The sequence below is a fragment of the Seohaeicola nanhaiensis genome (assembly GCF_042654245.1).
GTDB classification, from domain to species: domain Bacteria; phylum Pseudomonadota; class Alphaproteobacteria; order Rhodobacterales; family Rhodobacteraceae; genus Seohaeicola_A; species Seohaeicola_A nanhaiensis.
Window position 1 is genome coordinate 345,518 of the sequence record NZ_JBHSGI010000034.1, and the last position, 14,587, is coordinate 360,104.

At 59.8% G+C, this 14,587-nt stretch carries 13 protein-coding genes and 1 tRNA gene; 1 reads left to right on the top strand and 13 read right to left on the bottom strand.

Translation table 11 applies throughout. The annotated features are described in order from the left end of the window. Window positions 1-5 precede the first annotated feature (5 nt). From ACFO5X_RS25670 to ACFO5X_RS25695, 6 genes are all read right to left on the bottom strand, one after another. Window positions 6-542 (bottom strand): GNAT family N-acetyltransferase, encoded by a 537-nt coding sequence (locus ACFO5X_RS25670; RefSeq protein ID WP_380723056.1) that lies wholly within the window; start codon window positions 540-542, stop codon window positions 6-8. Window positions 543-614: 72 nt separating this feature from the next. After that, on the bottom strand, window positions 615-2,012 hold the full coding sequence (locus tag ACFO5X_RS25675; protein ID WP_380723058.1) for an RtcB family protein: 1,398 nt from the start codon (window positions 2,010-2,012) through the stop codon (window positions 615-617). A gap of 150 nt (window positions 2,013-2,162) precedes the next feature. Further along, window positions 2,163-2,432 carry a 50S ribosomal protein L27 gene (gene rpmA, locus ACFO5X_RS25680; RefSeq protein ID WP_380723060.1) on the bottom strand — a complete coding sequence of 90 codons (270 nt, stop codon included), beginning with the start codon at window positions 2,430-2,432 and terminating at the stop codon, window positions 2,163-2,165. Window positions 2,433-2,444: 12 nt separating this feature from the next. Beyond that, window positions 2,445-3,080 carry a 50S ribosomal protein L21 gene (locus ACFO5X_RS25685; RefSeq protein WP_380723062.1) on the bottom strand — a complete coding sequence of 212 codons (636 nt, stop codon included), beginning with the start codon at window positions 3,078-3,080 and terminating at the stop codon, window positions 2,445-2,447. Between the two features lie 189 nt (window positions 3,081-3,269). Beyond that, entirely contained in the window at window positions 3,270-4,094 is an 825-nt protein-coding gene (locus tag ACFO5X_RS25690; RefSeq protein ID WP_380723064.1) for a DUF2059 domain-containing protein, read from the bottom strand. A 2-nt stretch (window positions 4,095-4,096) separates the two neighbouring features. After that, the gene (locus ACFO5X_RS25695) at window positions 4,097-4,951 is read right to left on the bottom strand and encodes a DUF2059 domain-containing protein (protein ID WP_380723066.1); all 855 of its coding nucleotides are present in this window, start codon (window positions 4,949-4,951) and stop codon (window positions 4,097-4,099) included. 119 nt (window positions 4,952-5,070) lie between these two features. Between ACFO5X_RS25695 and ACFO5X_RS25700 the strand changes: the two genes are divergently transcribed. Then, a tRNA-Ser gene (locus tag ACFO5X_RS25700) sits at window positions 5,071-5,160 on the top strand. Between the two features lie 166 nt (window positions 5,161-5,326). On the opposite strand, the gene ACFO5X_RS25705 is transcribed toward ACFO5X_RS25700, so the two are convergent. The 7 genes from ACFO5X_RS25705 to ACFO5X_RS25735 form a co-directional block, all read right to left on the bottom strand. Next, window positions 5,327-5,839, bottom strand: a complete 513-nt coding sequence (locus tag ACFO5X_RS25705) for a PDDEXK-like family protein (protein ID WP_380723067.1) — start codon at window positions 5,837-5,839, stop codon at window positions 5,327-5,329. Continuing rightward, a complete protein-coding gene (locus ACFO5X_RS25710; RefSeq protein WP_380723069.1) occupies window positions 5,839-6,714 on the bottom strand; it encodes a hypothetical protein in 876 nt (291 codons plus the stop codon). Before ACFO5X_RS25710 ends, ACFO5X_RS25705 begins: the two co-directional genes overlap by 1 nt. A 113-nt stretch (window positions 6,715-6,827) precedes the next feature. Continuing rightward, a complete protein-coding gene (locus ACFO5X_RS25715) occupies window positions 6,828-7,574 on the bottom strand; it encodes a hypothetical protein (RefSeq protein ID WP_380723071.1) in 747 nt (248 codons plus the stop codon). Continuing rightward, entirely contained in the window at window positions 7,574-10,144 is a 2,571-nt protein-coding gene (locus tag ACFO5X_RS25720; RefSeq protein WP_380723073.1) for an N-6 DNA methylase, read from the bottom strand. The genes ACFO5X_RS25715 and ACFO5X_RS25720 overlap by 1 nt, the downstream gene beginning before the upstream one ends. A gap of 10 nt (window positions 10,145-10,154) precedes the next feature. Continuing rightward, window positions 10,155-12,704, bottom strand: a complete 2,550-nt coding sequence (locus tag ACFO5X_RS25725; RefSeq protein ID WP_380723075.1) for a DEAD/DEAH box helicase family protein — start codon at window positions 12,702-12,704, stop codon at window positions 10,155-10,157. A 96-nt stretch (window positions 12,705-12,800) separates the two neighbouring features. Continuing rightward, window positions 12,801-13,820, bottom strand: a complete 1,020-nt coding sequence (locus ACFO5X_RS25730) for a tyrosine-type recombinase/integrase (protein ID WP_380723077.1) — start codon at window positions 13,818-13,820, stop codon at window positions 12,801-12,803. Window positions 13,821-13,869: 49 nt separating this feature from the next. Then, a complete protein-coding gene (locus ACFO5X_RS25735; protein WP_380723079.1) occupies window positions 13,870-14,295 on the bottom strand; it encodes a helix-turn-helix domain-containing protein in 426 nt (141 codons plus the stop codon). Between the last annotated feature and the right edge of the window lie 292 nt (window positions 14,296-14,587).

A 14,587-nucleotide genomic window follows, 5' to 3' on the forward strand; every position in this document is an offset into this window, starting at 1 on the left:
GGGGATCAGAGCTTCCGGCTGTAGGTCCAGGTGGGTAGCGTCGCGTTGCGCGACAGGCAATAGCTTTCGGCATCGCCCAGATACTTGAACCCGCAATGGGTCAGCACCTGCGCCGAGGCGGGGTTGTCCTGAAACACGCTGGCGAACATGGTGGCATTGCCCAGCGGATTGGCCTGCACCAGCGCGGCGACGGCTTCCGAGGCCAGCCCCGTGTTCCAGAACACCGGCGCGACCCAATAGCCGACCTCCGACTGGTTGCGGTCCAGCCGGACCAGCGAAATCAGCCCCATCATCTCGGAGCCGCCCGTGCGGCTGGCGTCCATCGCCCAGACATCCTCGGCCCGGTTCTCGGTCAGCGAGCGCGCGATAAAGGCCTCGATGGTGCCCGGCGGCAGCGGATGCGGAATCGACGTGGTCATCCGCGCCACGCGCGGATCCCCGGCATAGAGCTCGATCAGGCCCAGGTCCGAACGGCGCAGCGGCCGCAGGTCAAAGCGCTCTGTCTCGACCACGGGTTGGACGACGATCTGATCCAGTTTCATTTCCCTTTACTCCTCCAAACTCTTCATAACCCGCCGGCGTGGTGTTTACCAACACCGGCGGGCCGCCTCCTGTTACCCTGCGATTGTGCGCGCCGCATGACGGGCTTGCGCCTTTTTTCGCCACGGCGCATCGCGCTCCCAGTCGCCCGCCATGATCGAGCCGTAGGGGCGGATCTCGTCCACTACATCAGCCAGACCGAAGCGGCGCATCTGATCCCGCACGCTGGCCGCCGGCTTGTAGGCCGAGGGCAACTCGGAGATGTCGATCTTGCCGCTGTAGAAGCGGGCATCGAGCCCCTCCGTCTCCTCCGCAAAGATCGACTCCGCGCTGCGGCCCGCCTTGGTCCGCTTGTGGGCGGTCCGCGACATGTTCCGCCCCGCCCCATGCGGCGCGAAGCCCAGGTTCGCGTCGTTCGGCGCGCCCCGGATCAGCAGCACGGGCTCGGCCATGTTCATCGGCACGATCTGCGTCCCGTTGGTGTCGGGCAGCAGGGTCGTGTCGATCGGCGTCGCGCCCTTGGCGTGCCAGAACAGATCGCCCTGACGGAACACGAAGTTGTGCTCGTTCCAGAACCGCTCACGCACCTTGGCCCCGGCAAAGACGGTCGCCGCCTGATGGAGGGCGTTGTGGTTGCTCTTGGTCCACTTGCGGACCAGTTGCAGCGCCTCCCAATAGGCCAGCCCGTCGGCGCTGTCCGCGGGAATCCAGGCGTTCTCCTTCAGCACCCCGACCGACAGTTTCTTGCGCCAGCCCTCGGCCACGCGCATGCCCAGCTTGTACAGCCCCGCCCCCGGCCCGCGCGAGCCGTGGTGCGTGACCAGACAGGTGGTCCCGTTGGCCGCCGAGACGCCGACAAAGGCAAAGTGGTTGCCGTCGCCCTGGGTGCCCAGATGCTCCTGCGCGGCCTGAAGGATCTTCTTGTCGCTCAGGAAGGCATTCGCCCGGAAGGCGTCATAGAGATCGGGCGACATGGTATAGCGCTGCCCGTTCGGGCGTCCGCCGGGGCCGAAATGTGTGGCCTTGTGCACCGCGTCCAGGATGTCCTTCGGACTGGCCTCGGCAAATTCGGTGATCATCACCGAACAGCAGATGTCGGCCGAGTGCATCCCCGGATGAATCGCGTTCTTCGCCGCCACGACCCCGCCAACCGGAATCGTGCCGACCGGACCCGCCGGACAGGCGTCGGGCATCACCGCCCCCTGGCGCAGCGTGGGCGTGCGCATCAGCACATCCATCGTCTCGCGCACCTTGGCGACGTTCTCGGCCTCGGCCTCGTCCTCGGCGTCCAGATTGAACCGGTAGGCGGGCGCCTCCTGCAGGCCCGCGCGCGGCGACGGCTTGTTGCGCACCACCCACTCGGCCAGCGCCGGGCCCGAAAGCCCGAGCGCGTTCACCGCGTCGATGGCGCGACCGAGGTCCGCGCCCTGTTCAAATCCGAGTGCCATCAGGTCCTTGCCGGTGACGGTCATCTTTCTGGTCCAGTCCTGTTGCGGGGGGACGCCTGTGGCGTCCGTCAAGACCGGTCCCCGTGTTCCTGCGGGAGCATTCCCGCGAAAACGAAAAAGGGGACCGGCGTTATCGCCGATCCCCTGGATTTTCAAACCCGTTGCGGTTTCGGCTTACTCAGCGGCCTCCGCCACTGGGAGAACCGAAATAAAGGTGCGGCCCTTGAGGCCCTTGTGGAAGGTCACGGCGCCCTCGGTCACGGCGAAGATCGTGTGATCCTTGCCGATATCGACGCCATTGCCCGGCCAATACTTGGTGCCGCGCTGACGCACGATGATATTGCCGGGGATGGCCGTCTGGCCGCCGTAGAGTTTCACGCCAAGGCGTCGGCCCGCGGAGTCGCGGCCGTTGCGGGAGGAGCCGCCTGCTTTTTTATGTGCCATGCTAGTCTCTCCTTAACCTTTAGCCAGTTCCTTGGCCTGTTCGATCCAGCCTTCACGCTCGATCCGGCCCTTGAACGACAGTTTCTCGTCCATAGCAGCAACGTCCGCTTCCGTCCATGCCGCGATCTGCGCGAAGGTGGTCACGCCAGCTTCGTTCAGCTTCTTTGCCAGCGCCGGGCCGACGCCCGACAGTTTCTTCAGGTCGTCGCCACCGGCTGCGGCGGCTTTCTGCGCGGCCTTGGCCGGCTTCTTCTCGGCCTTCGGAGCAGCGGCGGCGGCGGAAACGCTCACCGAACCGGCGCCCACGGCGGCCTTGACGCCCGACTTGTCTGCGCCCGACGACAGGATCTCGGTCACGCGGATCAGCGACAGCTTCTGCCGGTGGCCCTTGGTGCGCTGCGAGCTGTGCTTGCGGCGGCGCTTGACGTAGTGGATGACCTTGTCGGCCTTCACGAGGTCGACGACCTCGGCCTGCACGCCCGCACCCGCGATCATCGGGGCGCCGACGACAAGGCTGTCGCCGCCGAGCATGAGGACTTCGTTGAACTGGACGGTTTCGCCGGCATCAGCTGCAAGTTTCTCGACACGGAGCATATCCCCGGACTGAACCTTGTATTGCTTGCCGCCGGTCTTGATGACCGCGAACATGGCGTCTTCCTTATCGTTGCCGCGTCCTGGGGTCCCCCTTGGCGGGGCGTTCGCAGCCCTTGGGCCACCCGTGAACAGCGCGCCCCTTGCGGGCGGAATGAGAACAAAGCCCGGCGCGAGAGTTCGGCCGGGCGCCGCGCTTATCCGCATTTCGCCCCCGACTGTCAACCGCAATGATCGCGCGGCGCGTCAGATATCGCGCGAGTTCAGAACGCGGCCCGCCGCCTGCCCCAGCTCGTAATAAATCCGGTCAAAGGCCGAGTCGAACCCGGCAAACAGCGCCTTGTTCAGGCTCTGCCCCGCCGGTGTCTCCGAGAAATCGACATAGGCGCGCATCTCCTCGTCGCTCAGCGGCCCATAGGCCATGAACAGGAACCCGTTCATCCAGTCGACCGTGTCCCGGCGCACCTCCGCTTCCTGCTCCCAGACCCGGTCCATGATCTCACCTTCGCTCATCTTCTCCGAACTGGCATCGCTCAGCCCCCGGAAAAAGCGATAGTTCGAGCTTAGCGCCCCCGCGACGTTATGGTCGATCAGCGCATTGACCTCGATGAACCGCGCGATCAATTGCAGCCGTGGCAGCCCCTCCGCCTCGGCTTTCGCATAGGACTCCTTGGCGAAATCGGCCACCTCCGTGTCCGTCATCGCATCGCGCGCGGTGACCTCCAGACGCAGGATGCGCTGCCCGACGGGGGATTCGAGGAAGTCCAGGCAGGCATCCATCTCCTCAGCCGTCAGCCCCTCGCCCAGCTTGGTTTCCATCGTCGCCAGAATGCGGCCGGTGTCATAGATCTCCGACACCTGCGCCGCGAAATGCGCGCCGCCCGCGCCGCCCAGCATGTCGGTGTCGATGTCTTCGCCATAGGCCAGCCCCTCGACCCGCAGCGTGTCGACCACCTCGGGGAACATCAGCGCCCGGGCCAGCCGGGCCACCTCGTCCGCCGCCGCCGCCGGCAGGGCCAGACCCAGCGCCGCAACCACTCCCAGCACTGCGCGCCGCGTAAAGCCCGTCATGATCAGAGCGACTGCTGCGGTTGCAGGTCGGCCATTTGTCGCGCCAGTTCCTCGAACCGGTTCGCGGTGATCTCGAACTGCACCGCGTTCAGCAGCTCATAGACCTTGCGCATCTCCGGCCCTTCCAGCGCCTCGGTGTAGTCGGTCAGTTCCTCGACCGAGAAATCGCGATAGGTATAGGCCGAGGCCGCCAGCGAGGATTCGCGGATCGCGCGCAGCACCTCGCCCTCGCGCGTCTTCATCATCGCCCGCAATTCGTCGATATCCACCTTCAGGTCGATCACCCCCGCCGCGCTTGCCGCCAGCAGAAAGCGCACCTGAATCTCCTGATAGGCCCGCAGGCCCGCCTCGGCCCCGCCGATCGCGGCGCCCATCCGCTTGTAAAGCTCCAGCCGCGGATCGCCCGACTTGACCATCTCGGCCACAAGACGCGCCCCCTCGGTGCGCTTCATCTCGTCATCCGTGCCATGCGACTCGTTCTCTACCGCAACCAGCCGCTGGCCCAGATCGCTGGCGTAGAAATCCACCGCGACGTTCAGCATCGAATCGTCCAGCGTCTGCTCCAGGATATCCAGCGCCATCGCCCGCATGACCTTGGTGTCGAACACCTTGCCCGCCATCCGCGTCCACTCGATGCCGAAGTCCTGCGCCTCGAACCCGAGCATCCGCGGCGCGCTCTCGGCCGACTCGGCGATACTGTCCAGCGCCACATCGAAGCCGGTCACGTTCAGAAAGGCCTCGATTCGCGCCCGATCCGCGGCCTCGGCCATGCGGAACGGCCAGGCCAGGGTCAGGGCGACCACCAGCAGAAGCGGCAGGAAGACGGACGGGCGGGGCAAGGCGGACAGCTGTCTCATGGCCTGAATCTAAGCTTTTTGCCCGTCACGGCAACGTCAAAAAAGCGGCACGCGACAACCTGCCCGAAACGCCCCTTGCCAGCCCCCCCAATCCCGGCTAAACGCACACCCCAGACCGCGGAGAGGTGCCGGAGTGGTCGAACGGGGCGGTCTCGAAAACCGTTGAAGGTGCAAGCCTTCCCAGGGTTCGAATCCCTGTCTCTCCGCCACTATCCCCTGAAATCTATGCATTTTATTGGGTATTTTTCGACTTACCCATCATTGAACCCCACAAAGAAAAATCGCTTGATTGGGGCCGACCTTTGACCTTCGAAGTCAACGCGGGGCGGAAGGTCTTTCTCAGATACTGCAGCGGTGTTCGACCGATGCCGCGGCCTAAGTCTGAGGCTCCGTTAAGGCATTTTCGACCAAGGCCCAGTTGTCGCGATACGCTTCCAACTTCGCAAGCGATAGGCCGATATGGGTAGATTGCGGATTGCGTGGTCTGATCCCCCCATGCTTTGCCAGCCATGAAATGTGGCCGTCATGGATCAACTCCCGCAGCTGGTGGTCCTGGATCAGGTAGAACTCATCGTAGCCCAGTACATCCCCAATGCCGACGAAGACATAGATCAGGCCTTCACCCTGTTTTGCGGCTTGCTCGGTCACGATTTGCCGGTCCCCGTCAAAGTCGATCTGCATGAATCGTCTCGCATCGAAACTGACCGAACCGGAGCGCAGAGCCTTGACCTGGAGCGCGATGGTGCGTCCGTCGCGATAGGCAAGAATGTCGATGTCAGGCACGTTGCCGGTGAAAGACGTGGCGACAATGCCCCGCCGTCCCAGCTCGGCCACCACAAGGCCTTCGCCGATCTGCCCGGCGAGTTGCGTCTTGAAACTGCGTGGCATCAGCCTTCGCGCCTGTCACGGGCTTCGTCGATTAACTGTCTGAAAAGGTCAGTGTGTGTTTTGATATCTTTTTCCGTCACGCGAATGCGGTAGTGATTCCAACGCGTCGCATATTCGAGCGTTTCAAGACCAGCGGCCTCAAGCATTGCATCCGTTTCATCGGTTCGGGGTAGCTTGGGCTCCAGTGTCATGGAAGTTCTGTTTGGCCGAAACGTCACATAGTTCTGGGCGCGGCCCTGCTTGATCAGCCCGACATAGAACTTGTTGTATTTCAGCTCGACCTCGGGATCGGCTTCCTTGACCAGATCGAACACCTTTTCCATCAGGGCCAAAGTCTTTGGTGTCGCCTTCTGGTTCTCCCAATAGGAACGGTCAGTGGGTGCGCTGATGGCGTCTTCGTCTTCGTCGACAAGACCACGCTCAACCTGATCAAGAACTTTTGTGAAGACTAGGGTCGTGTGCCCGCTGACTTCATAGGCCTGCAATTGAATGGCTATGATCGGCAGAGCACCGTTGAACAGCGAAATCACATTCAGAAAGCGGCTTGTGATGTCTTCCGCTACGATCACTGCACAGTGTTCGTATTGGGGGTAACGTTTGCGCTCGATGTCCCAATATTCGATTGTTCGGATAATATGGTTTTCGTCTGTCGCACCAAGCTGCAACTCGACCTCGTATCGTTTGTAGGTTTCCGGGTCTTGCAACAGCAAGTCCAGGCGCCCTGCGCGGGGGTGGATACGTTCCCGATCGCGCAGGACCAGGTCGCCAAGGCCCAACACCGATGGGTCAGCGGCGATGATGTCCTGCACCCAGTTTTCCGACAGAACGGGGTGTTGCCTCAGCCAGATGCGCTTGGGCTTGGTGTATAGTGTCATGTGGCAAGTTCCATTGCGTTCGTTTGCATGATCTGGTCTATCTCGGCCATGATCTTCTGGATGTCCCAGCAATGCTTCATGTCATCGTCTTTCAGCGATTGCGAAAAGTGATGTCATGCTGCCGCCTCAGCTTCTTCAGGTGGATAGAGGGCAATGAGGGCTTGGTGGAGGGTCTGCTTCGCGACGTGCCCCGGTTCAGCTTGTAGACTGGCAATGTCAAACGTCCGGCAGAATGCGAGGTCGGCAGCCGACATGTAATTGGCGTGCAGGAGGTTCGCCGTCACCTCGTCGCCAGGCGCTGAGAACTGCCAGAGTTCGTCGTCGGCCCTTTCAGTCAGGAAGCGGCGATAGAGTTCGAAGATAATCGGCTGCATGTGTGCCTCGATGTTGCGAACTTCTTTCATCATGTCGGCGATTTCGGCGTCGATGGCGGGCCGGTCGTTGAAGAACACCGTTCCTGTAGGGTGGGCAATCTTGTTGCGGCGCTTAACGAATTTGGCGAACTCGCCGACCTGCTGGTTGGTGCAGCCGATCAGTTTCAGGAACCGGAAAATCTGGCTCTCTTTGAGCCGGTCGTAGAACTTGAAGGGGCTTTCGCAGTCCATCAAGCTGCCCTCTTCGTCCGAACGGAAACCGACCATGGCCATGGCGAATTGCTCGGGTTTGGCCAGCCTGATCTGCCAGATCGAGAAGCTGACGAAGCTCATATAAAGCAGGTGGAAGGCAAGGCTGGCGAACTCGTAGCGTTCGGCCTCGTAGTTTGTCTGAAAAGCTGACCAGAGGAAATCAAGGTACCTCTGTTCGTCCGCACTCGCAAAGGACTGCGGCAGGTAGGTGCCCAGTTCCAGCGCCTCGTCCATCAGGCTTCGCCCTCGGCCTTCGCCTCGCCCCAGACGCGGGCGATGGCAGCGTCGATCTTTCTTTCGAAGCGGGCGATCAGGTCGCGGTTGCCGTTGACGAGGGCCTGCTCGGTTTCGATTTCTGCGACGATCGCCTGTTGTGTCTCAACAGGCGGGATCGGAATGCTGATGGTGTTTAGGCTTCGTATCGGAAGCTGAGGCTGAGCAGAACCGGACGCCACCGATTCCCGCTGCATCACAAAGTTCTCAGATTGGAAAAATGCAAACAGATAGCCGCTTTCCAGCTTGTCCCGATCGGGACGAAAAATCAGCATTCCAGAATTAATGCGAACGTTTTCATAGGGCACTGAACCATCATAGATACCTGTGTTTCCGATTGTTCCCCTTGTCGTCAGGACGACATCGCCTCGAACCAATTTTCCTTTTCGAAGCGCTGCGTCTTTGCCTTCAGAAATGAACTCAAGACGTTCGAACAGAAATCCATCGGGTCGGACGTTTGCGGTGCTTAAGAAGAGGCAGTGCCCTGTTGGAGTGAAATCCTCTTTTGAGGGATAGTTAGCGCCCCGGTCACCGTCGATGATTTCCAGAGGGGCTTCCGCAAGCCTCATTATTGGCCACTCAGGATCAGCCGGGATGTGGGGACGGTAGTTGTCAAGGACCGCGCGGGCACCGTCGATGACGCGCTGATAGCCCTCGACCTCAGCCACAATCTCGCGCTGCACCTCAAGCGGCGGGAGGGGGATGGGGATAGCTTCGACATCTTTTCGGTTGATGGCGGCGAACGCAGCACCGCTTTGCCCGACAATTGTAGCCTCGGCAGACCTGAGGATTGCAAAAAGGTAGTTTCCATCGACACGCTCGCTTGGTCGAATAGCGGCAAGGCCGCGCCCCACACACATCCGATAAGAAGTCAAATTAACTGGGCCAACTGGTGCACGAACTGACATTAAGATGTCGTTCGGTTCGGCAAACTTCGTCGGTGCCGTTGTCCATTTTCGCGGAGGCAGTATCCAACGGTCGCCGAAATCGGTCTTGCCTTGGTGAAACGGAACGCCTTGACCGCTGTCGTTGACGGTTTCGCCATCGGGAGATTGACCGGAAACGACCTCCGCGATTTCGCCCAAGCTGACAATTGGAAATAGCGACTGCCGAGCATCCTTCTCTGTGTATCGCTCTCCGCTCAGGTTATAGTCCCCACCCTCCGCCAGCCGTTCTCGCTCCACCGCGCTGCCAAGGCTGCTTTCCAGCCCCTCACCACCGCCTGCCCGTGCGGCATGCAACCAAACCTCAAGCTCGGCCTTCACCTGCGCCAGTTGCGAACCTTTAACTGCCTTGCGCTGTGCGCCAAGGGCGAAGCCGTCATTCTCGATCTTGAAGAAGGCAACGTGCTTGCTGGCTTTGGCCACGGCGCGGTCGAGGATCAGGATCGAGGTCTTAACACCCGAATAGGGGTTGAACACGCCTGCGGGCAGCGAGATGACGGCGGCAAGGTGGTTTTCCACCAGCATCTTGCGCAGGGCCACATAGGCGCTTTGGCTTTGAAAGATGATGCCCTCGGGCACGACGATAGCGGCGCGACCGTTCGGCGTCAGGTGCTCGGCGATGTAATCGACAAACAGCACTTCGCTGCGCTTCGAGTGCACCTGAAAGCGGGTGTGCGGCTTGATCCCCCCTTTGGGCGACATGAAGGGCGGGTTGGCGAGGATGACATCGGCCGTCTCGGTCCATTTGTCCTCGGAAGTCAGCGTGTCGTATTCCTCGACCTTCGGGTCGGCAAAGCCGTGCAGGTAGAGGTTCACCAGCGACAGGCGCACCATGTCGGGCGAGATGTCATAGCCCTTGATGTTGCGGGCAAGGCGGGCGCGGTCTTCGGGCTGCAACAGGTCACCCGGATAGCGCATCGGGCTTTCCAGCGCCTGATCGGTGGCGTCGCCCTCAGCACCTGCGCCATTGCCGTTCACCACCCCGGTCGAGTTCTGTTTCAGGATGTGCTTGTAAGCCGAGATCAGGAAGCCCGCCGTGCCACAGGCCGGGTCCATGATGACCTCGGTCTTCTGCGGGTCGATGATTTCGACAATGAAGTCGATGATGTGGCGGGGCGTACGAAATTGGCCCGCATCGCCTTGGCTACCCAGCACAGAAAGCAGGTATTCGAAAGCATCGCCCAACTTCTCGCTGTGGTCATATGTGAAGGTGTCGATCTCCCGCAGGAAAGCGCGCAGCGTCTCTGGGTCGCGATAAGGCAGATAGGCGTTGCGGAATATGTCGCGGAATAGCTTGGGAAGCCCCTCGTTCTGAACCATGTTGGTAAGGGCTTCCGAATAGGTGTTCAGCATGTCTTGGCCTGACACTCCTGGGGCGACCAATTTTGCCCAGCGGTAACGCTCGAAGTCCTTGGTGAAAAACGTGGGCTTGCCGTCCATTTCAATTGCGTCGGCGTCCATGTCGTCCATGAACTTGTAAATCAGGGCGATGGTGATCTGTTCGACCTGACTCTTCGGATCGGGGACCTTGCCCACAAGGATGTCGCGGCAGGTGTCGATGCGGCGCTTGGTATCGGTGTCAAGCATGGCAGCTCTTTCAAAGGAACGGGTTCAGGGACACGTAGTCCTTGATGTATTCGGGGATGCGCTTGCGCCACGTAGCCGGGACGTCCTTAAGGTCGCGCGTGGTGAAGGTGGGGTTTACGTTCAGATCGGCGAAATGGCCAGCATCGATCTTGGCGCGGACATGGGCATCGCGGATGTAAGCCTCGAAGAAATAGCGCATTTCGCGGATGCGGTCGGCCTCTTCGGGCTGCTGGTCGGCAAGGAACTTCTGGAACTCGTCCTCGATCAGTTCCGCCTTGCTCTTGAAGCCAGGGATGAAGCCGAAGGCCTTTTCGATCAGCTCACGCACCGAGATGCGGCGATCCACTCCCGCAGCGCGGCGCAGCTTATCGAGGGTGTAAAACTCGTTCGGCTTGTTGAAGATTTCTTCGATGACGTGGCGGGTCGCGGCCTCCCAGTTCTGGGCGGCGACCAGATCGGCCAGAGTTGTGTCAGAGCGGGCGGCATCCTCGAACTTGCGGAAAAGTTCGCGGTCAATCCGCATGCCGTCCGCGCCGATCTGGGTCTCAACCTGGCTAACCACATCGTCGGGGTCGAAGTGCTCATAGGTGCCGATCCCGCCCGTGACGGTTGTTGGTCCATCCCCGCCGTCGCCGCCCGTGGACAAGGGCATGGAGGGCGGTGTGGGCAGGCTGATTTCCTCGTCGTAGTCGAAGGTCTCTTCGAAAAATTCGCAGTTGGCGAAAAAGTCGAAGAGGCGGAAGGCCGTCTTCTTCACCTCGCCAAGCGCGGCCTTCTGAGCCGGATCGAACATTTCTTCCGCGAAATTATGCTTGCGGGTTCCCCGTCCTTTGATCTGCACGAAATCGGAGGGCGAGAAGATCGGCCGCATCATGGCAAGGTTTAGAATGTCCGGCGCGTCATAGCCGGTGGTCATCATACCCACGGTTACGCAGACCCGCGCCTTGCTAGTGCGGTAGTTCTCAACAAATCCGCTGTGCCCGGCGAGGTTGTTGTTGGCGAAGTTCACGGTCATCTTCTGTGCGTCGGTGACATGGCTTGTCACCTGCAGAGCAAAGTCTGATTTGTAGCGACACGGCCAAAGCTGATCAGCCATCTCGTTCAGGATTTGCACGATCTTGGCCGCGTGGTTCTGACTCACGGCGAAGGCGATGGTCTTACCGAACTCGCCCGAGATCGGATCGCGAAGCCCATGCTGCAAGAGAGTCTTGCAAAAGGCCCGGTTCGTGTGTTCGGCAAAGAACTTCTTTTCGAAGTCACGCCCAGCGAAGGCTTCTTCAAGCTCGTTTCCATCGGCATCAGTCGTGGTGACCACGAAGCCCTGATCTGACAGAAGTTGTGTCGTCACGGCCGTCCGGGCATCCACGACATAAGGGTTGATCAAGAACCCATCCCGCACTCCATCGATAAGCGAATAGCGATAGGTGGGCTCGCCTGCTGCACAACCGAAGGTCTTGTAAGTGTCCAGCAACATCCGTCGCTCTGTTTCGCGAGGATCACGCTCTATTGAACGGCTGCTGGATTGCTTGAGATAATCCTTTGGTGTCGCGGTCAGGCCAAGTTTGTATCCGATGAAATACTCGAAGACAGCTCTGGCGTTCCCGCCAATTGATCGATGCGCCTCGTCTGAAATGACCAGATCAAAGTCGGTCGGCGCAAACAATCGGCGATACTTGTCACTGAACAGCAGCGACTGGACAGTGGTAACGAGAATATCCGCCTTGCGCCAATCGTCCTTCTGCTCCTTGTAGACTACCGAGGTAAAATCGTTCTTTAGATAAGCCTTGAATGCTTTGTCGGCTTGAATCTCCAATTCGAGACGGTCCACGAGGAACAGAACTCGCTTTGCGTTTCCAGTCTTGAGAAATAGCTTAATGAGCGCCGCCGAAGTTAGCGTCTTTCCCGTTCCTGTTGCCATTTCGAACAAAAAACGTGTCGATCCTTTCAGGGCGTCTTCTTGAACCCGCTCAATTGCACGTTGTTGATAACGCCGAAGGAATCGAAGCTTGTTCCTTTCGATGAATAAGGTGCGCTCTGCTTCGACCTTCCATCCAGCTTCCTCAGTGTAGGAAGGCATTTGCGTTAGAGCGATATAGTCAAGACCTACCTGTTCACCCGAAAGCCGCTGTGCATCAGGCGCGAAGGCATAGTGGTTCCCAATTTCCTTAGGACTGGGGAACTTAGAAATGACCACTGGGTTTCCCTGCTCGAGATCCCAAAGATAGTGGATGTTTCCATTGCTTAGTATCACGAAACGCGCGTTCTGTGATCGGGCATACTTGCGCGCTTGCTCTTTAGCCGACAGCGGGTTCTTATCTTCTGACTTAGCTTCTAGAACGACAAACGGCTTGCCACTACCATCAAGCAGTAGGAAATCAACAAACCCGTTCTTGGTCTCTTCAAGGTCCGCGCCAAGCGCGTCGAGATTAGGCTGCGAAATCTTGACGTTGGGTTCGAGAACTATATTGGCGGGGCCGCTCGAATCATCGAAAAAGCGCCAACCGGCTTCATCGAGAAGGCGATTGATCTTGATTCTGGCTGCCGCCTCCTTGCCCGCCACGTCGACGCCTCCCTAAGCTCGAAACCTTTGAGATTTATAGGGGATTGCTGAGGTAATGCCAGAGCTGGCGATGGGATGGCGGTTGATGAGTTAACTTTAAGCCATGCCGCGGATCAGCTGCCCCTGCCGTTGCGGGGATACCGGGCAATAGGCGCTGAGAGTGGTGGCGATGTTCTCGTGCCCCAGATTGAGCGACCAAGCCTTGAACTGTTCCGGCGTTTTGCAGTGATCATTCGCCAGAACGCCCAACGTCTTGCGGAAGCTGTGAGGGCCAAAGGACGGCAGGCCCGCGCCGATGAAGGCGTCCTTAATCACGGCACGGATTTTGCCCGCGTTGCCATAGTTGCCTCGGGACAGGCCCAGACATGCGAATTCGCCGTCGCGCAGTCCCATTAGCGGCTTAGGAAACAGGGCGTCGCCGGAACCAAACAGCTGATCATGACGCAAGAAGCCCACCCAGTCCCGGAGCGTATCGAGATAAGCAGCATCGACCGGGAAGAACCACGTAGTGAAGGTTTTGGCGAACTTCGTGTTCACGTCGCGCCCGTCCTGATATACGCAGCCCTCTACAACATTGATGTGCTTGAGGCGCAGGGACGCAACCGCGCCATCCCGCGCGCCGGTCAGCATGAGGAAGGCGAACAGGGCTTTGTCACGGCGCTGCAAGGGTGTGGTGGCGGGCATCTGGCCAAACGCATGGCGGCATTGTTCTGGTGTCGGAAAGGGCGTGTCGCGCTGAGCATGGGCGACGCGAGCGTCCTTGGCGTTCAGGTTGAAGTATTGGGCGTCGGCGTAGGCGATGCGCGACTTGTAACCAGGTTGACCCGCCACCCAAAGGAAGAAGGCTTTGATAGCACGCAAGGTGCTGTCGATAGTAGCCTTTGCAAGGGGCGCTCCCGTGCGCGCATTCTTTTCAGTCGTCAATTTTTGTTTGAAGCTGATGGCCTGATCGATATGGAAGCGTTTGAAGGGCTTGAACCCGGTGCTGCGTTCAAAGCGCACGATAGCCTCGGCGGCCTTGTCCACCGTGGCCATGTCGCAGCCCTTGGCTTCGCGCAAAAAATGCATGTAGCGGCGCTTGATTCGTTCATTATCTTCGTTGAACTTCCGGGCCATGTTCTTGCCTTTGTGAAGTGACAGTTTCAGAGGGGTTTGTCGGTATCCTTTAAGCTGTCGAACCGTCCTTCATGGCGACGCTGAAAATCCGGACGATTTGCTCAATCTGCGCGTTGCCGATCATGCGGTTGCAGGTGCCGCCGCAGACGTCACACAGGCCCAACAAGCGCGCGGTTTTGTCCGTCTGAGGGATGCAATCGACCATGTGGCCCATAGGTGTGCGGGCAGCCTTGCAGGTCAGGCAATAGAGCTGATCGGGCTGCAGCGTGACCTTGGCACCTGCTGCCCTGTCCTGAAGGAAGCTGCGCAGGGTGTCGCCCAGGATCAGGAACGGCCGTTGCGACTTCATAAGGGGCAGGCCCGCCTTGACCCAGCTTCGCACGGTGCCGGTCGATACACCCAGCGCCGTCGCGGCTTCGTCAATCGTGTATGTGCGTGCGGCGCGAATGACGCGGGAATTGGGACGCTTAGCCATAGAGCGCCGCCGCACCCGGTGACGGCCAACCAATCATGCCACGGGCCGATTGCTGGCTTTTTCAGCTTCCCAAGCTTCGATTTCAGATAGTTTCCACCTTGAGCAGCCAGGTGAGAGCTTAACGGGGCGTGGAAAGGACGGGTCTTCGCGGACCCATCGACGCGGCGTTAGATGATGAACGCCGAAGCGCTCGCCGATCTGACGATCAGAAAGGTAGGTTTCATGCATTCGATCACATCCAACTTGTTGCGACTGAATGCTTCTTATCTGGCCCTGAACCTTACCGCATGGT